The organism is Pseudomonas monteilii NBRC 103158 = DSM 14164, assembly GCF_000730605.1.
Lineage (GTDB): Bacteria > Pseudomonadota > Gammaproteobacteria > Pseudomonadales > Pseudomonadaceae > Aquipseudomonas > Aquipseudomonas monteilii.
This window is the reverse complement of the sequence record NZ_BBIS01000008.1, coordinates 117,300-135,224: the sequence shown is the minus strand read 5'-3', so window position 1 is coordinate 135,224 and position 17,925 is coordinate 117,300. Positions and strand designations below refer to the sequence as shown.

At 62.6% G+C, this 17,925-nt stretch carries 14 protein-coding genes and 2 pseudogenes; 8 read left to right on the top strand and 8 right to left on the bottom strand.

The features are described 5' to 3' along the window. Positions 1 to 64: 64 nt before the first annotated feature. The gene (locus PM2_RS03135; RefSeq protein WP_028698588.1) at positions 65 to 574 is read left to right on the top strand and encodes an Mpo1 family 2-hydroxy fatty acid dioxygenase; all 510 of its coding nucleotides are present in this window, start codon (positions 65 to 67) and stop codon (positions 572 to 574) included. A 3-nt stretch (positions 575 to 577) separates the two neighbouring features. Here the strand turns inward: PM2_RS03135 and pcaC are convergent, their stop codons facing one another. The 7 genes from pcaC to pcaR all read right to left on the bottom strand — a co-directional run bounded on the left by pcaC (position 578) and on the right by pcaR (position 8,602). Continuing rightward, positions 578 to 970, bottom strand: a complete 393-nt coding sequence (pcaC, locus tag PM2_RS03130; RefSeq protein ID WP_010952489.1) for a 4-carboxymuconolactone decarboxylase — start codon at positions 968 to 970, stop codon at positions 578 to 580. Between the two features lie 10 nt (positions 971 to 980). Beyond that, positions 981 to 1,772: a 3-oxoadipate enol-lactonase gene (gene pcaD / locus PM2_RS03125; RefSeq protein WP_016713638.1), complete on the bottom strand. Its 792-nt coding sequence runs from the start codon at positions 1,770 to 1,772 to the stop codon at positions 981 to 983. An 11-nt stretch (positions 1,773 to 1,783) separates the two neighbouring features. Beyond that, complete coding sequence (locus PM2_RS03120) at positions 1,784 to 3,136, bottom strand: 3-carboxy-cis,cis-muconate cycloisomerase (RefSeq protein WP_016713637.1); 1,353 nt, start codon at positions 3,134 to 3,136, stop codon at positions 1,784 to 1,786. Between the two features lie 9 nt (positions 3,137 to 3,145). Then, positions 3,146 to 4,435 carry an MFS family transporter gene (locus tag PM2_RS03115; protein ID WP_016713636.1) on the bottom strand — a complete coding sequence of 430 codons (1,290 nt, stop codon included), beginning with the start codon at positions 4,433 to 4,435 and terminating at the stop codon, positions 3,146 to 3,148. 201 nt (positions 4,436 to 4,636) lie between these two features. After that, positions 4,637 to 5,839 carry a 3-oxoadipyl-CoA thiolase gene (gene pcaF, locus PM2_RS03110; protein ID WP_016713635.1) on the bottom strand — a complete coding sequence of 401 codons (1,203 nt, stop codon included), beginning with the start codon at positions 5,837 to 5,839 and terminating at the stop codon, positions 4,637 to 4,639. A gap of 219 nt (positions 5,840 to 6,058) precedes the next feature. Further along, positions 6,059 to 7,405, bottom strand: a complete 1,347-nt coding sequence (gene pcaK / locus PM2_RS03105; RefSeq protein ID WP_016713634.1) for a 4-hydroxybenzoate transporter PcaK — start codon at positions 7,403 to 7,405, stop codon at positions 6,059 to 6,061. A gap of 321 nt (positions 7,406 to 7,726) precedes the next feature. Then, positions 7,727 to 8,602 (bottom strand): pca regulon transcriptional regulator PcaR, encoded by an 876-nt coding sequence (pcaR, locus tag PM2_RS03100; RefSeq protein ID WP_016713633.1) that lies wholly within the window; start codon positions 8,600 to 8,602, stop codon positions 7,727 to 7,729. Between the two features lie 489 nt (positions 8,603 to 9,091). On the opposite strand from pcaR, the gene PM2_RS03095 reads away from it, so the two are divergent. Both PM2_RS03095 and PM2_RS03090 read left to right on the top strand, forming a co-directional pair. Beyond that, positions 9,092 to 9,292, top strand: a complete 201-nt coding sequence (locus tag PM2_RS03095; protein ID WP_016713632.1) for a hypothetical protein — start codon at positions 9,092 to 9,094, stop codon at positions 9,290 to 9,292. 323 nt (positions 9,293 to 9,615) lie between these two features. After that, positions 9,616 to 11,088 carry an inorganic phosphate transporter gene (locus PM2_RS03090; protein WP_028698590.1) on the top strand — a complete coding sequence of 491 codons (1,473 nt, stop codon included), beginning with the start codon at positions 9,616 to 9,618 and terminating at the stop codon, positions 11,086 to 11,088. A 50-nt stretch (positions 11,089 to 11,138) separates the two neighbouring features. Here PM2_RS03090 and PM2_RS03085 read toward each other — a convergent pair. Beyond that, positions 11,139 to 12,646, bottom strand: a pseudogene (locus PM2_RS03085) (helicase HerA-like domain-containing protein). A gap of 168 nt (positions 12,647 to 12,814) precedes the next feature. Between PM2_RS03085 and PM2_RS31980 the strand changes: the two are divergent. The 5 genes and pseudogenes from PM2_RS31980 to gpgF all read left to right on the top strand — a co-directional run. Then, positions 12,815 to 13,831: pseudogene (locus PM2_RS31980) on the top strand (cache domain-containing protein); the annotation flags it as partial. A 93-nt stretch (positions 13,832 to 13,924) separates the two neighbouring features. Further along, the gene (locus PM2_RS31975) at positions 13,925 to 14,689 is read left to right on the top strand and encodes a methyl-accepting chemotaxis protein (protein ID WP_372237802.1); all 765 of its coding nucleotides are present in this window, start codon (positions 13,925 to 13,927) and stop codon (positions 14,687 to 14,689) included. Between the two features lie 226 nt (positions 14,690 to 14,915). Next, on the top strand, positions 14,916 to 16,037 hold the full coding sequence (gpgS, locus tag PM2_RS03075; RefSeq protein WP_016713628.1) for an N-acetylglucosaminyl phosphatidylglycerol synthase: 1,122 nt from the start codon (positions 14,916 to 14,918) through the stop codon (positions 16,035 to 16,037). Beyond that, a complete protein-coding gene (gene gpgD, locus PM2_RS03070; protein ID WP_016713627.1) occupies positions 16,030 to 16,794 on the top strand; it encodes an N-acetylglucosaminyl phosphatidylglycerol deacetylase in 765 nt (254 codons plus the stop codon). The genes gpgS and gpgD overlap by 8 nt, the downstream gene beginning before the upstream one ends. Then, positions 16,791 to 17,783 (top strand): glucosaminyl phosphatidylglycerol flippase, encoded by a 993-nt coding sequence (gpgF, locus tag PM2_RS03065; protein ID WP_016713626.1) that lies wholly within the window; start codon positions 16,791 to 16,793, stop codon positions 17,781 to 17,783. The genes gpgD and gpgF overlap by 4 nt, the downstream gene beginning before the upstream one ends. Positions 17,784 to 17,925 lie beyond the last annotated feature (142 nt).

Here is a 17,925-nt window from a genome sequence, read left to right as displayed (position 1 = left end):
GGTGGTGGCTGCGGGCTATCCTGTTCACTATCAGGCAAACAACGCTGAACAGGGAGGCACAACAATGAAGAACCTCGTCGACCACCTGAGCCAGTACGCCAGCTACCACCGCGATCCACGCAACATCGCCACCCACTTCGTCGGCATCCCCATGATCGTGCTGGCCGTCACCATCTTGCTATCGCGCCCAGGCTGGGAGGTGGCCGGCATGTGGCTATCCCCGGCCCTGCTGGCCGCAGCCGCCTCGGTATGGTTCTACCTGCGCCTGGACCTGCGCTTCGGGCTGGTGATGGGGCTGCTGTTGGGGTTGTGCCTGTGGGTAGGCCAGGTGCTGGCAATGCAGACCACAATGCTGTGGCTAAGCGCCGGGCTGGGGGCATTCGTGCTGGGCTGGGTCATCCAGTTCGTCGGCCATTACTACGAAGGCCGTAAACCGGCCTTTGTCGACGATGTCAGCGGCCTGATCATCGGGCCGCTGTTCGTGGTGGCAGAAGCTGCGTTCATGCTGGGCCTGTGCCCGGCCCTGAAGTCGGCCGTGGAAACCTCAGCAGGGCCGGTCAGGCTTCAGCAATAACGCTTACTGGCGCGATTCTACGCCCAGTTCGTCCCACACCGACTCGGCCAGGTGGAAGGTGGCGTTGGCCGCCGGGATGCCGCAGTAGATCGCGCTCTGCATCAGCACTTCCTTGATCTCGTCGCGGGTCACACCGTTGTTGGCCGCCGCGCGCAGGTGCAGTTTCAGCTCGTCGTTGCGGTTCATGCCGATCAGCATGGCGATGGTGATCAGGCTGCGGGTATGGCGCGGCAGGCCCGGGCGGGTCCAGATATCACCCCAGGCATGGCGGGTGATCATCTCCTGGAACTCGCCGTTGAAGTCGTTGAGCTTTTCCAGGCTGCGGTCCACATGGGCATCGCCCAGCACCGCACGGCGCACTTGCATGCCGGCGTCGTAACGTTGTTTCTCGTCCATGGCGTTGTCCTCAGTGAGCCAGCAGGAAGTCGAGCACGCGGCGGCTGAAGGCCTCACCGATTTCGACGTTCGACAGGTGTGCAGCCGGGAAGTCGACGTACTCGGCCCCGTTGATACCGGCTTGCATGAAGCGGCCATGCTCAGGGGTGGTCACCACGTCTTCGGTACCGGCAACGATCAGCGCCGGCACCTGGATGCGGCCCAATTGCTCACGGTAATCGGCATCACGCACGGCTGCGCAATTGCCGGCATAGCCTTGCGGGCTGGTTTGCGCCAGCATCTGACAGATACGCTGAGCCTGCGCGGGCTGGGCCTGGGCGAAGCCTGGAGTGAACCAACGGGCGATGGACGCATCGCGCAGGTCGACCATGGCCTGCTGGCCGCCTTTTAGCACGGTGTCGATACGGGTGTTCCACACCTCGTCATTGGCGATCTTGGCGGCGGTGTTGCACAGGGTCAGACTGTGCAGGCGATCACCGGCGTTGATGCCCAGCCACTGGCCGATCAAGCCGCCCATCGACAGGCCCACGAAGTGCGCTTTCTGGATGTCCAGGCCATCGAGCAGGGCCAGCACGTCCCGCCCCAGTTGCTCGATGCTGTAAGGGCCTTCAGTAACCAGCGAGGCACCGTGGCCACGGGTGTCGTAGCGCAGCACTCGGAAATGCTGGCTCCACAGTGGAATCTGGGTGTCCCACATGCCCAGGTCAGTGCCCAGCGAGTTGGACAGGACGAGTACCGGGGCGTTTTCCGGGCCATCGATCTGGTAGTTCAAAACGCCATCGGCCAGTTGCAAGTGCGCCACAGCGGTCTCCTTCAGGCAGTGAAATGTTGATGTTCGGTCACGGCGCGCGCCACCCAGACGCGCGCCTGGCCCAGGTAGTGGGCAGGGTCGAGCAGGCGATCAAGTTCTTCGGCAGACAGTTCGGCACTGACCTGCGGTTCGTCACCCAGCACGGCACGCAAGTGACGCTGTTCGGCCACGGCGCGCTGGCAGCATTGCTCCAGCAGGTGGTGGGCACGGTCGCGGCCCAGGCGCTGGGCCAGCACGATGCTCACCGCTTCGGCCAGCACCAGGCCTTGGGTAAGGTCGAGGTTACGGCGCATGCGCGCTGCATCCACTTCCATGCCCTCGGCGATGACCTGGGCCTGGCGCAACGCGCCGGAAACCAGGCAGCAGATATCCGGCAGGGTTTCCCACTCGGCATGCCACAAGCCCAGGCTGCGCTCGTGTTCCTGCGGCATGGCGGCGAACAGGGTAGATACCAGGCCAGGGACGCGGGTCGCGGCGCCGATCAGCACTGCAGCGCCCACCGGATTGCGCTTGTGCGGCATGGTGGAGGAACCGCCCTTGCCCGGCGCGGAAGGCTCGAACACCTCCCCCGCCTCGGTCTGCATCAGCAAGCTGACATCGCGGCCGAACTTGCCCAGGCTACCGGCCACCAGGCCCAGCACAGAGGCAAACTCCACCAGGCGGTCGCGCTGGGTGTGCCAGGGTTGCTCCGGCAACGTCAGCTTCAGCTGTTCCGCCAGGGCCTCGGCCACCGGCATCGCCTTGCTACCCAAGGCCGCCAGGCTGCCCGAAGCACCGCCGAACTGCAGCACCAGCAGGCGCGGGCGCAGTTCCTGCAGACGCTGGCGGTGGCGGGTCAAGGCGCCCAACACGCCAGCCAGTTTCATGCCCAGGGTCACCGGGGTGGCATGCTGCAACCAAGTGCGACCTACCAGTGGGGTATCAGCATGCTTCAAGGCTTGCTGCGACAGGGTGTCGGCCAGCTTGCCAAGGTCGGCTTCGATCAGGTCGAGGGCATTGCGCAGCTGCAAGATCAGCCCGGTGTCCATCGCATCCTGGCTGGTGGCGCCCAGGTGCACATAGCGCTCGGCCTCAGGCACGCCGCTGGCAATCACCTTGCCCAACGCCTTTACCAGCGGGATTGCCGAGTTACCCGCGGTGGCGATGGCATTGGCCAGCGCGCCAACGTCATAGCGCTCGGCCTGGCAAGCTGCCTCAATGGCGGCCACGGCGCTATGCGGCACCAGCCCGGCAGCGGCTTCGGCACGGGCCAGCGCAGCTTCGAAATCGAGCATGCCCTGCAAGCGACCACGGTCGGAGAAGATCTCGCGCATGGCCGGCGCGGTGAAATAGGCGTCGAACAGTTGGTTGGTCATGCCACGTCCTTAATCATCGTGGTGCAGGTACGCCGCCTGCTTCGGCAAGCGCAGGCTAAACAGGAAGGCAATCGCCATCATGGCCGTCACGTACCAGTAGAAAGTGTTTTCCATACCCAGGGTCTTCAGGCCCAGGGCCACGTACTCGGCAGAGCCGCCGAATGCCGCGTTGGCCACTGCATAGGCCAGGCCCACACCCAGCGCACGCACCTGCGGCGGGAACATCTCGGCCTTCACCAGGCCGCTGATCGAGGTGTAGAAACTGACGATACACAACGCCAGGCTGATCAGTACAAAGGCCATGAACGGGCTGGTCACCGTTTTCAGGGCCATCAGCAGCGGCACGGTGCACAGGGTACCGAGCGCCCCGAACAGCAGCATCGAATTACGCCGGCCGATGCGATCGGACAGCATGCCGAAGAACGGCTGCAGCACCATGAACAGGAACAACGCACCGGTCATCACGTAGCTGGCGTTTTTTGCCGTCATGCCGGCCGTGTTCACCAAGTATTTCTGCATGTAAGTGGTGAAGGTGTAGAAGATCAGCGAGCCACCTGCGGTATAGCCGAGCACGGTCACAAAGGCCGCTGCGTGATTGCGGAACAGGCCCTTGATGGTGCCGGCGTCCTTGTCCTGGCGAGTCTCGGCGCTGCTGGTTTCGTGCAGCGAACGGCGCAGCATCAGCGAGATCAGCGCGGCAATGGCGCCAACCACGAATGGAATGCGCCAGCCCCAGGCACGTAGCTCATCTTCTGTGAGCAGCTGTTGCAGGATCACCACCACCAGCACCGCCAGCAACTGGCCTCCGATCAGGGTGACGTACTGGAACGAAGCAAAAAAGCCGCGCTGACCGCGCAACGCCACTTCACTCATGTAGGTGGCAGTGGTGCCGTATTCGCCGCCTACCGACAGCCCCTGGATCAGGCGAGCCAGCAACAGCAGCGCTGGCGCCCAGGTGCCGATGCTGGCATAGGTGGGCAGGCAGGCGATCATCAGGGAGCCGAAGCACATCATCAGCACCGAGATCATCAGGGAATTCTTGCGACCATGGCGGTCAGCGAGGCGGCCGAAGATCCAGCCACCGATGGGGCGCATCAAAAAGCCTGCGGCGAAAACACCTGCCGTGTTCAACAACTGCACGGTAGGGTCGTCGGAAGGGAAGAAGGCCGGGGCAAAGTAGATCGCGCAGAACGCGTAGACGTAGAAGTCGAACCATTCCACCAGGTTGCCTGATGAGGCACCGATAATAGCGAAGATGCGCTTGCTGCGTTCTTCGCCGGTGTAATAGGTTGAGGTCATGACGGTTTTACTCCAAGAGGGTCCCAGGTAAGTCTAGACATACCTGGTAACACACTCGTTCCGCTTTCTGGCTGGCAATTGGCCTTGTGTCTAACAAGACCGGCCTCTTCGCGGGCAAGCCCGCTCCCACAGGTTTCCGTTGTGCAGTGGGCAACAATCATCCTGTGGGAGCGGGCTTGCCCGCGAAGAGGCCGGTACAGGTCACACCCGCTCGATGGCCAAAGCCAGACCCTGGCCAACCCCTACACACATGGTTGCCAGGCCCTTGCGCCCACCACTCTTCTCCAGCTGGTGCAGTGCCGTCAGCACCAGGCGCGCACCGCTCATGCCCAGCGGGTGGCCCAGGGCGATCGCGCCGCCATTAGGGTTCACCTGCGGCGCATCATCGGCCACACCCAGCTCACGCAGCACCGCCAGACCTTGGCTGGCAAAGGCTTCGTTCAGCTCGATCACATCGAAATCATTGACTGCCACACCCAAGCGCTCGGTCAGCTTGCGCACCGCCGGCACCGGGCCAATACCCATTACCCGTGGGGCAACACCGCCACTGGCCATGCCCAGAACGCGGGCGCGTGGCGTCAGGCCGTGCTTCTTCACAGCTTCAGCCGACGCCAGGATCAGCGCCGCAGCACCATCGTTCACGCCCGAGGCATTGCCGGCGGTCACTGTCTTGTCCGGGCCGTTGACTGGCTTGAGTTTGGTCAGGGCTTCCAGTGTGGTATCCGGGCGCAGGTGTTCGTCACGCTCGACGATGGTTTCGCCTTTCTTGTGCGCAATGCGCACCGGCACGATTTCTTCGGCGAAGAAACCGGCGGCCTGGGCGGCTGCCGCTTTTTGCTGGCTGCGCAGGGCGAAGGCGTCCTGGTCAGCACGCGAAACCTGATAATCGTCGGCCACGTTGTCGGCGGTTTCCGGCATGGAGTCCACGCCGTACTGGCTCTTCATCAGCGGGTTGATGAAACGCCAGCCGATGGTGGTGTCTTCCAGCTTCATGTTGCGCGAATAGCCGCTTTCGGCCTTGCCCATGACGAACGGGGCACGCGACATCGACTCGACGCCACCGGCAATCGCCAGCTCCATTTCGCCGCTGGCGATGGCGCGGAAGGCAGTGCCGATGGCATCCATGCCCGACGCGCACAGGCGGTTCAGGGTAACACCCGGGATGCTATCGGGCAGGCCGGCCAGCAGCAGCGCCATGCGCGCCACGTTACGGTTGTCTTCACCGGCCTGGTTGGCGCAGCCGAAGAACACTTCGTCGACTTGATCCCACTGTACGCTCGGGTTGCGCTCGATCAGCGCCTTCAGCGGCACGGCAGCCAGGTCGTCGGCACGCACGCCGGCCAGGGCGCCGCCGAAGCGGCCGATCGGGGTGCGGATGGCGTCACAGATAAATACGTCGCGCATTAAGCTTCTCCTGCGGTACGGGCTTCGAGGTCACGCAGGGCGGACGGCTCGACTTCAGTGGTTCGGGGGTGGTCTGCTGGAGGCTACTGGTCAGGGTGCTTCAGTGAGCTCAGATTAAGGAGACTGGCAGGTCGCTTACAATCCGATAATCGACTATTTGTGCGATTAGCGAACCATTTGTTGCAAACCTACCGATCCCCTTCTTGCGCTTTACCGACCTCAGGTCGCGTCTGCGTGGCTCACCAGCCCTTTCACGATCACGCCCACGGTCGCCAGCGCCGCCGGCACCAGCAATGCCGTCAGCACCTGCTCGAAGTTCCAGCCCAGGCCCAGCAGCATTGCGCCACTCCAGGCCCCGAGAATCGCGCCAAAGCGGCCAATGCCCAGCATCCACGATACCCCCGTGGCCCGGCCCTGGGTCGGGTAGAAGCGTGCCGCCAGCGAAGGCATTGCCGACTGCGCGCCGTTCACGCACATACCCGCAATCAGTACCAGCGTGGCCAACACGGTGATGTTGCCCAGGCTCTGCCCCACGGCGTAAGCGAACACCCCGGCCAGCAGGTAGAAAATGCCGATGACCTTGTGCGGGTTGAAACGGTCCATGGCCCAACCCACACCGACCGCACTGAGCACACCGCCAAACTGGAACAGCGCACCGATGAACGCGGCCTGCTCCATGCTCGCACCGCTGTCTCGCATCAGGGTTGGCAGCCAGCTGGTCAGCAGGTAGACGATGACCAGGCCCATGAAGTAGGTCAGCCACAGCAGCAGGGTGCCCAGGCCATAAGTGCCGGAGAAGATCACCGCAAACACGTTGCGTGCGGCCACGGCCTTTTGTTCCGGTACGGTGAAGCTGCCGGCCTCGGCCACCACCTGTGGCGCGATGGGCGACAGGGTCTTGCGCACCTTGTCGGTGCCTCGGTTGCGTACCACCAGGAACCGCGCCGACTCCGGCAGCCAGACCATCAGCACCAACGCCAGCAGCAGCGGCAGTACCCCACCGATAACCAGCAGGCTGTGCCAGCCGTAAGCCGGGATCATCTTGGCGGAAATGAAGCCACCACCCGCCATGCCCAAGTTGAAACCACAGAACATGCTGGTGACCAGCAACGACTTGAGGCGCTCAGGGGTGTATTCGGACAGCAGCGTAGTCGCGTTGGGCATACCGGCACCAAGGCCCAGGCCCGTCAGAAAGCGCAGTACCAGCAACTGGTCGACGTTGGTGGCATAGGCCGAAGCCAGGCTGAAACCGCCGAACACCAGCACCGCGCCCACCAGAACACCTTTACGGCCGAAGCGGTCAGCCAGCGGCCCGGAGCCCAAGGCGCCGAACACCATGCCGATCAATGCGGCACTCATGACCGGGCCGAGGCTGGCACGGTCGATCCCCCACTCCTGCGACAGGGCCGGGGCGATGAAGCCCATGGCGGCAGTGTCCAGGCCATCGAGGAAGACGATCAGAAAGCACAACAGCACGACCCGCCACTGATAGCGGGACAGCGGCTGCTGATTGATGAACGACTGAACGTCGAGGCTTTTACCGACGTTGTTTTGCGCTTGGTTCATTGTTGTTATCCAGAATGTAGGGCACAGCCAGACCACTGCACACGGGCAACCGGCACAGAGGGCGATGAGTAGGGAATATGGCCTGCGTCAGCCTGGATACAACGGTACTGCGCGCGGGTGCGGCCGCGGCAGCGAGGGGACAGTATTCATGTTATGTGCCTCTTATGTTTTTCTTGTTCGGTAGGCAGGGCCGACCGTTGCGAGAAACATTAATCAGCGGGCGCAGGTGAAGCAATTCACCCGGAACGACACTGTGCGTTTATCGCACAGGAAACGGTTTTGCCTGTTCTATTTTGGGGCCGCCTTGCGGCCCCGGCAATTTCAACCAAACAACTGATGACAAAGGTCGCGGCTGGCAGCGAGCAAAATCGGCAAGAAACGCTGCTCCAGTTCACTACGCGTTACTCGCCCGACATGGGTACTCACGTTCAACGCCGCCAACACCTGCCCCGAAGCGTCATACACCGGCACCGCAATCGATCGCAGCCCCTGCTCCAGTTCCTGGTCCACCACGCACCATCCCTGAGCGCGCACCTGCTGGATGCAGGCGAACAAGGATTCAGGGTCATGCAGGGTACGGCTGGTGCGCGCTTTCAGGTCGGCACGCTCCAGGTACTCGCGCAGGCTGGTGTCGTCCAGGGCTGCCAGCAGAATGCGCCCCATCGACGTGCAGTAGGCCGGCAGGCGCCCGCCCACCGACAGGTCGACCGAAATCAGCCGCTCCACCGTGGCCGAGCGGGCTATATAAAGGATGTCGTCACCCTCGAGCGTGGCCATGTTGGCCGCCTCGTGCAACTGGTCGCTGATGCGGTCCAGGTATGGCTGGGCAGAAATCGCCAGCGGTGTCGACGACAGGTATGCATGCCCCAGGGTCAGCACTTTAGGCAACAGCGAATAGGTACGCCCGTCGGTGGTGGCGTAACCCAGCTTTATCAACGTATGCAGGCAACGGCGCACCGCTGCACGAGGGATTTCCGTACGGTGGCTGATCTGGGCGATGGTCAGGTGGCGCTTGCGCTCCTGGAACGCCTGGATCACGGCCAGGCCACGTGCCAGGGAGGTCATGAAGTCCGGGTCGCCGGTAAAGGCCTGGATGCGCTTGGCCGGAGAAGCCACGATCGGCGGCGCCATGGCAGCCGAAGCAGGCCGTGCCACCTCCGGATTGCCAGAATCGTTGCCCAGGGTTTCGTCACTCATCGCACACCTCAAAAAAACGCCGGTTCGTGCGATTATCGAACAAACGGCCGATAATCGCAATTGACCGCCGACACGTTTGCTTATACCTTTCTCATGCCACTTGTGGCTTCTTTGGAGAGACTGGTCAGGTACCCACCGTAGAAGTCCCCAGGCAACGGCCTCGCCTTCTGGCGAGGCCGTTTTTCATTCGGGCATCATCCCGACGTTGCAGCGAACTTTTATCCGCCTTGCCTTTCAAACTTGTACGAAAGGTCCAAACTGTTTCCAGGCACATCCCACTACTTACGTCAGATGATGCCAGGGCCGGGTAAATAACGATGTTCGGCGAATTACCGGTTGCTATAATCGATTGCGCAGGCACCCGACGCCAGCGTGGTCAAGGAACCTTCTGTTGTATCAAGCCTTGTATCAAGCCGTTGCGGCCCGCATAGCCTGTGCATGCTGCACAGTGCATAACAACCGTCATTACTCTTAATTCAGGTACTGCATGTGACGAAAGATGAACTGCGCGCAGAACTCGAGCGCCAGGCTGAACGTTACAAGGATGTTTACGGCGGCGAAGTCACCACTTATGCCGCACAACCGGATCCGGAACGCAAACCTTGGCGCAAACGTGCCAGTGTGCGCGACCAGGCTTTCAGCCAGGAACTGGAACGCATTGAAAAGGAACTGCGCAGCGACACCCCCTGACCCCAGGACTACGCCAGCGCGTCGTCGCCCGGCCAGCCCGGGCGCGGTCAAAATTGCCTCGATCTTTACCGCCTGACCGATGATGAAATGGAATTACACAAATTTCATACGATCGTTTGAATGATGGCAAGCCAGCATTTTCTTGGCTTTTATGCCTGATTTCGCCAATATTTACGCTTGTTAGCCGATATTTCCCTGCCTGAATGCCCCACCTTGCACGGCGCACCCACGCCATGAAGATCGCCATCGGTCTGTAGCAGGTGCATCGATTGCCAAGGTTTTCTGGCATAATCCCGCCCCCCTATGACCGCCAGACAACCTTCATGATCGATTTATTCAGCGGACTGGATGCCTGGGTGTTGGTGAGCCTGCTGCTCGCCTTGACCTTCGTACTCGCCTTCGAGTTCATCAATGGCTTTCATGACACCGCCAACGCGGTAGCTACCGTCATCTATACCAAAGCCATGCCGCCGCACCTCGCCGTGTTCTTCTCCGGCGTGTTCAACTTCCTTGGCGTTCTGCTCGGCGGTGTCGGGGTGGCCTATGCCATCGTGCACCTGCTGCCGGTAGAGCTGCTGATCAACGTGAACACCGGACACGGCCTGGCCATGGTCTTCTCGCTGCTGGCTGCGGCCATCACCTGGAACCTGGGCACCTGGTACTTTGGCATCCCCGCTTCCAGCTCGCACACGCTGATCGGCTCCATTCTCGGCGTCGGCCTGGCCAACGCCCTGATCAACGACATTCCGCTGGGTGACGGCGTCAACTGGCAGAAGGCGATCGACATCGCCATGTCGCTGGTGGTCTCGCCAATGGCCGGCTTCGCCGTTGCCGCCTTGGTGCTGATCGGCCTGAAGTGGTGGCGCCCGCTGTCGAAGATGCACAAAACCCCCGACCAGCGCCGCAAACTCGACGACAAGAAGCACCCGCCATTCTGGAACCGCATGGTGCTGGTGGTTTCCGCCATGGGCGTCAGCTTCGTGCACGGTTCGAACGACGGCCAGAAAGGCATCGGCCTGATCATGCTGGTGCTCATCGGTATCGTCCCGGCCAAGTTCGTCCTCGACCTGAACAGCACCACCTACCAGATCGAGCGTACCCGCGACGCCACCCTGCACATGAGCCAGTTCTATCAGCGCAACGCCGCCACCCTGGGCGAGTTCCTGGCGCTGGGCAAAGCCAAGGCCAGCGACCTGCCGGAGCAGTTCAGCTGCAACCCGCAGCAGACCGAGCCGACCATTGCCGCGCTGCAGGCCTCGCTGCAAGGCGTGACCGACTACCACAGCCTGAGTGCCGAGAAGCGTGTCGAAGTGCGCCGCTACCTGCTGTGCCTGGATGACACGGCGAAGAAGGTTGGCAAGCTGCCAGGCCTGGAGGCCCGTGAAAAGGCCGACCTGGAGAAACTGCGCAAAGACCTCACTGCCACGACCGAATACGCCCCGTTCTGGGTGATCGTGGCCGTCGCCCTGGCCCTGGGCCTGGGCACCATGGTTGGCTGGAAGCGTGTGGTACTGACCGTCGGCGAGAAGATCGGCAAGCAGGGCATGACCTATGCACAGGGCATGTCGGCACAGATCACCGCGGCCTGCGCCATCGGCATGGCCAACGTGTTCGCCCTGCCGGTATCGACCACCCACGTGCTGTCGTCCGGCGTGGCCGGCACCATGGTCGCCAACAAAAGCGGCCTGCAAGGCGGCACCGTGAAGACGATCCTGTTGGCCTGGGTCCTCACCCTGCCGGCCTCGATGGGCCTGGCGGCCGGCCTGTTCTGGCTGGCGTCCAAAGCCATTGGCTGAGTGATACCGCAATGAATGAAGGCGCCCCCGTGGCGCCTTTTTCATGAGCGTTATTCCTGTGCCGGCCTGTTCACGGCGGTTCGGCGCGAAGAGGCCGGCACAGGCAGATCACCTCTTCTTGCCCCCAGCAACGACCCCATCAACCCGCGCACCAGTTGCCGCCCCAGCTGATTGGCCGCCTGGCGCACCGCCGATTTGATCGCCTGCCCCGCCGCACCTTGCAAGAAGTCCCCCGCCTTGTCGGCAAAGCTTTCCTCATCCGCCTTCGGCTGCGGCGCCGGTTCCACAGCCTCGCCCTTGCGCTGGGTCAGCATTTCATAAGCCGACTCGCGGTCAACCGGTTTGTCATAACGCCCCGCCAGGGGCGAAGCGGCAATCAGTGCGCTGCGTTCAGCCGCAGACAATGGTCCGATGCGCGACTGCGGCGGCGCAACCAGCACCCGCTGCACCATGGCCGGCGTGCCCTTCTCTTCCAGCGTACCCACCAGCGCCTCGCCAATTCCCAGCTCGGTCAACACTGCCAGGGTGTCGAACGCCGGGTTGGGGCGAAAGCCATCGGCCACCGCTCGCAACGACTTCTGCTCCTTGGCGGTAAAGGCCCGTAAGCCATGCTGAATACGCAAGCCCAGCTGGGCCAACACCGCATCCGGCAGGTCGCCGGGCGACTGGGTAACGAAGTACACCCCCACACCCTTGGATCGAATGAGCCGCACCACCTGCTCCAGCCGGTCCTGCAACGCCTTGGGCGTGCCGTTGAACAGCAAGTGCGCTTCATCGAAGAACAATGCCAGCACCGGTTTGTCGGCATCCCCGCGTTCGGGCAACTGCTCGAACAACTCCGCCAACAGCCACAGCAGGAAGGTGGCGTAAACCTTGGGCGCTTCATGCACCAACCGGCTGGCATCGAGCAGGTGGATGCGCCCACGGCCATCCGGGTCCGGCCGTAGCAGGTCTTCAAGCTGTAATGCCGGCTCACCGAACAGTGCCTCGGCGCCCTGCTGCTCCAGAGTCGCCAGCCGCCGCAACAACGCCTGGGTAGAGGCAGTGGTCATCAGCGCGCTGTCTTCACCCAACAATTGCGGGTTGTCCTTCAGGTGCGCGAGCAGCGCCTTGAGGTCTTTCAGGTCCAGCAGCAACAGGCCCTCGCGGTCGGCAACCTTGAAGGCAGCGTACAGCGCGGCTTGCTGGCTGTCGGTCAGCTCCAGCAGGTTGCCCAGCAGCAGCGGCCCCATCTCGCTGAGCGTGGTGCGCAAGGGGTGGCCGGACTGCCCCGCTATATCCCACAAGCTCACGGGATAGGCCCGAGGCGTATGCCCTCGGCCACCTTGCCCTGTGGCGCACCGGCAGCCCCCAGGCCACAGAGGTCACCTTTGACGTCGGCCGCGAACACGGCCACCCCTGCGTCGCTGAACACTTCCGCCAGGTGCTGCAGGGTGACGGTCTTGCCCGTGCCCGTCGCACCTGCCACCAGACCGTGACGGTTAGCCAGCCGCATCGCTTGCCCTACTGGCTGGCCATCCGGGCCAGCGCCTACAACGATGGTCGAAGATTCCGACATCTCATTAATCCTCTGCTCAAGCTTTACCTTAATTCGGCCGATACCTTTGGGTGATATTCGCCTTAATAGAGAGGAACAACCGAAAAGGGATATTTCGGGATGTTGCACTGCCTTGCGCTCCCCCGGAGCGAACGCCTGATATAACACCTTAGCGGAACCGATTACGCCATGAACAAAAGCCTTCGTTTCAGCCACAAGATCCTTTTGGCCGCATCACTGATTGTGATGCTCGCCTTCAGCCTTTTCACCCTCTACAACGATTACCTCCAGCGTAATGCGATCCGCGAGGACCTGGAAAACTATCTGGCTGAAATGGGCGCCTCCACGTCGACCAACATTCGTAACCTGTTCGAAGGCCGTATCAAACTGGTAGAGAACCTGGCGCAGAACATTGCCCAGGCCCCGACCAACGCCGAAACACTGATGGGCCAGAATGCCCTGATTTCCAGCTTCCTTACCGTTTACCTGGGCAAAACCGACGGCGGCTTCAGCGTACGGCCGGACGCCAAGATGCCCGATGGCTACGACCCGCGCACCCGCCCCTGGTACAAGGAAGGCATGAATGCGGCGGGCGCGACCCTGACCGAGCCGTACATCGACATGACCACCAACAAGATGGTCATTGGCATCCTCAGCAAGGTGTCCAGCAGTGTCGGCGTGGTGGGTGGCGACTTGGCCCTGGACGGCCTGGTGCAGATCATCAACTCGCTGAACTTCGGCGGCATGGGCTACGCCTTCCTGGTCAACGATCAGGGCAAGATCCTGGTACACCCGGACAAAGACCTGGTGATGAAGTCACTGTCGGACCTGTTCCCGCAGCACACGCCGAAACTGACCGGTGAACTGACCGAAGTGCAGAGCGATGGCCAGGCCCGCCTGCTGACCTTCACCCCGATCACCGGCCTGCCGTCGGCCAACTGGTACATCGGCCTGTCGGTGGACAAGGACAAAGCGTTCTCGATGCTCAGCACCTTCCGTACCTCGGCGGTGATCGCCACGTTGGTAGCGGTGGTGATCATCATCGGCCTACTGGGCCTGCTGATCCGCGTGTTGATGCAGCCGCTGCACACCATGACGCGCGCCATGGAAGACATTGCCGAAGGTGAAGGCGACCTGACCAAGCGCTTGCGCATTCACAACCACGACGAGTTCGGCATCCTCGGTAACGCCTTCAACCGGTTCGTAGAGCGCATTCACAGCAGCATCCGCGAAGTGTCCTCGGCCACCGAGCAGGTCAACGAAGTGGCACTGCGCGTGATCAGTGCTTCGAATTCGTCGATGACCAACTCTGACGAGCAGTCCAACCGTACCAACAGCGTGGCAGCCGCCATCAACGAACTGGGTGCCGCCGCCCAGGAAATAGCCAGCAACGCTGCCCAGGCTTCACAGCATGCAAGCTCCGCGCGCCTGCTGGCCGAGGAAGGCCAACAAGTGGTCGAGCGCAACATAGCCGCGATGAACCGCCTGTCCAACCTGATCGTCACGTCCAGCGAGCACATCGAAACGCTGAACAGCAAGACCGTGAATATCGGCCAGATCCTCGAAGTGATCACCAGCATTTCCCAGCAGACCAACCTGCTGGCGCTGAACGCCGCTATCGAGGCGGCCCGCGCCGGTGAAGCCGGGCGTGGCTTTGCCGTGGTCGCCGATGAAGTGCGCAACCTGGCGCACCGCACCCAGGAATCGGCGCAACAAGTGCAAACCATGATCGAAGAGCTGCAGGTCGGCGCCCGTGAGTCGGTCGAGACCATGGACCAGAGCCAGCGCCACAGCCAGGACAGCGTGCAGATCGCCAACCAGGCCGGTGAACGGCTGGACAGCGTGACTGTGCGCATTGGCGAGATCGATGGCATGAACCAGTCCGTAGCCACTGCTACCGAAGAGCAGACCGCCGTGGTCGAGGCCATCAACATGGACATCAACGAGATCAACATGCTCAATCAAGAAGGCGTGGAGAACCTGCAGGCCACCCTGCGCGCGTGCTCTGACCTGGAGCAGCAGGCCGGCCGTCTTAAACACCTGGTGGGCAGCTTCCGCATCTAAGCACGTACCGCGCCGCATGCTTCGCGGGTTTACCCGCTCCCACAGGAGGCAGCGCAAGCATCAAGGCCTGCGCTGTCCCTAGGGGAGCGGGTTTACCCGCGAAGAAGCCCACGCCGCTCCCCCCAACCCCGATCGAACAAACTATCCTTCTGAAAGGTCAACCTTTAGGCGCGTCATCGCCGGCCCGTTACCGCCGGATGACAGACCCGAAGACGATCCCGGAGGGATGCTGATCGTGCACATCGCCGACATCACCATGTTCTACGCCCCGGCCAGCGGTGGCGTACGTACTTATCTTGATGCCAAACACCGCCGCCTCGACGCCATCCAAGGCGTACGCCATAGCCTGTTGATTCCCGGACCAAGCGCCCGGCATGCCGATGGCATCTTTCAGGTACCCGCCCCACCCCTGCCGTTTGGCAAGGGCTACCGCTTTCCGGTACGCCTCGCCCCTTGGTGCAAGACGCTGCGCACGCTCAAACCCGACCTGATCGAAGTCGGCGACCCCTACCTGACCGCCTGGGCGGCACTGGAGGCAAGGCGCCAACTGGATGTGCCAGTGATCGGCTTCTACCATTCCGACCTGCCGTTGCTGGTCAGCAACCGCATGGGCAACTGGTTCACGCCCAATGTCGAGGCCTACGTGAGCAAGCTGTACGGCAATTTCGACCGGGTGCTGGCGCCCAGCCAGATCATGGCCGACAAACTGCGCCGCCTGGGCATACGCAACGTGCATGTGCAACGCCTGGGCGTGGACCTGGCCACGTTCAACCCCGACCAGCGCGACCCGCACTTGCGTGCGCAGCTGGGCATTGCCGACACCAGCCGCCTGTTGATTTACGCCGGCCGCGGCTCGCGGGAAAAGAACCTGCCGGTGCTGCTCGACTGCATACAGCAGCTCGGCGCCCCCTACCACCTGGTGTTGGTAGGTTCGAACATGCCCGCCAACGTGCCACACAACGTCAGCGTCATCGACCACTTCTGCCCGGCTGCAGAGGTGGCCCGGCTGATGGCCAGCGCCGACCTGCTGGTGCACGCTGGCGACCAGGAAACGTTCGGCCTGGTCATTCTCGAAGCCATGGCCAGCGCTACGCCGGTGGTGGCCGTGCGCGCGGGTGCCTTTGGTGAAATCATCAATGATCAGTGCGGCCTCCTGTGCCGCGCCAACGATGGCCGCGCCATGGCAACCGCTGTGCGCGAAGCGTTCGAGGCTGGCGTAGGCACGCTGGGTGCGCAGGCCCGTCTGCATGTAGAACAGCATTACTCGTGGGATAACGTGGTCGCGGGGCTGCTCCAGCACTACCAGGCCGTGCTCGGTTATCAGCCACAGGTGCGTGCCCATGCCTGAGCCTTCCTCCAGCCACCGCTACCTCATGCTGGTACTGCATGATGTAGCCCCGGAAACCTGGCCGGACTACCAGCCATTCGTAGAGGCCGTCGACGCGCTGGGCAACGTACCCATGACATGGCTGGTGGTCCCGGACTTCCATCGGCGCAATCCGCTGCAACTGGCGCCCTCGTTCTGCCGTCTGCTGGACAAACGCTTGGCCAACGGGGACGAACTGGCGCTGCACGGCTACGCCCATGCGGACGAAGGGCCGCCACCGCGCAGCCCCATCGACTACTTCATGCGGCGCATCTATACCCATGAAGGCGAGTTCTACAGCCTTGATGAAGCCGAAGCACTTACCCGCCTTCAGGATGGCCTGGCATTGTTCGAGGGCCAAGGTTGGCCTGTGGCAGGGTTTGTCGCACCGGCCTGGCTCATGAGCCAAGGCACTCGGCAAGCCTTGCGTCGCCTGCCGCTGAAGTACACCAGCACACCACAGCACCTGTACCGTTTGCCTGACTTCATCCCTATCGATGCGCCTGGCCTTGTCTGGAGCGCCCGCAGTGCATGGCGTCGCACGTTGTCCCGCGTGCTGTGCGACTGGCAATGCCGTCGCTGGAAAGGCGCGACCACATTACGCCTGGGGCTGCACCCGGTAGACATGCGCCATCGCTCGTCCCGCGACTATTGGCTGCGAACACTGGAACAACTGCTGAAGGATGGCCGCGAACCGCTGACCAAATCGGCCTGGCTGGAGCGCCAGGTGGCAGCATGAACCGCTGGGCCTTGCTGATGCTGGCATTGTTGGGCGCAGCACTGGTGCCAGCGCTGTTGGGAGGTAGCCAACTGCTTCCCAGACTAAGCCGGTTCGACCCGCAACTGCTGCTCATATTGCTTGGCATGATTCTGTCGTGCTGGGTCATCAACACGCTGCGCTTGCGCTTGTTGCTGGGTGAGCAGGCAAAACAGTTAAGCCATGCACGCAGCCTCGGCGTGGTCATGGCCACGGAGTTTGCCATCTGCACGACCCCAGGTGGCAGTGGCGGGCCATTGACCCTGATGGCGCTGCTGGCGCGTCACCGCATCGGCCCGGCGCGCAGCGGCGCCGTGTTCGCCATGGACCAGCTGAACGATCTGGCGTTCTTCTTCTGCGCAATGCTCGCGATAGCCGGCTACGCCTTGTTCCACAGCCTGGGCCGCAGCCAGGAAAGCATGCTGCTGGGCAGCGCACTGCTGCTATGCGCAGCACTGGCCGGAGTGATCGGGCTGTTGCGCTACCGGCGTACGGTAATGCGCATGAACGGCAGGCTGCTGCAGCACTTGGGCGTAGCTCAGCCGCGCCAGCGCCGCTGGGCACGCAAACTGCTGCACTTCATCGATGCACTGGCACAGACCTGGCGCCTGCCCAAACGCACCCTGAGCCTGGTATTCACCCTGACCTGCGTACACTGGGGCCTGCGCTACAGCGTGCTGTACCTGGTATTGAGAGGGCTGGGTGTGGACTTGGCGTGGATCCCCAGCTTTCTGGTGCAGATGCTATCGCTCAGTGCTGGCCAGTTCAGCCTGTTGCCTGGAGGGGCGGGGGCCGCCGAGTTGACTTCAGCCAGCCTGCTGACGCCCTTGGTGGGCAGTTCGACCGCAGCGGCGGCGATCCTGATTTGGCGGGCGGTTACTTACTACTTTTATCTGCTGGCGGGTGGGCCGGTGTTCGTGTGCCTGCTTGCGCGTCCGTTGCTGGAGCGCTGGCGACGTCAGGCGGGTTGAGCTGCTGCCAGAGTTCGGCGGCGCCAGGGAAGTCGGTGCCGTCAGTGTCATCCAGGGCTTCGGGGTCGTAGCGGGCCAGGCAGCCTTCGCCGAGGGTGGGCGGGGGTGAAGCAGTGGGGGTGTTACGTTGCTTGGCCATGGG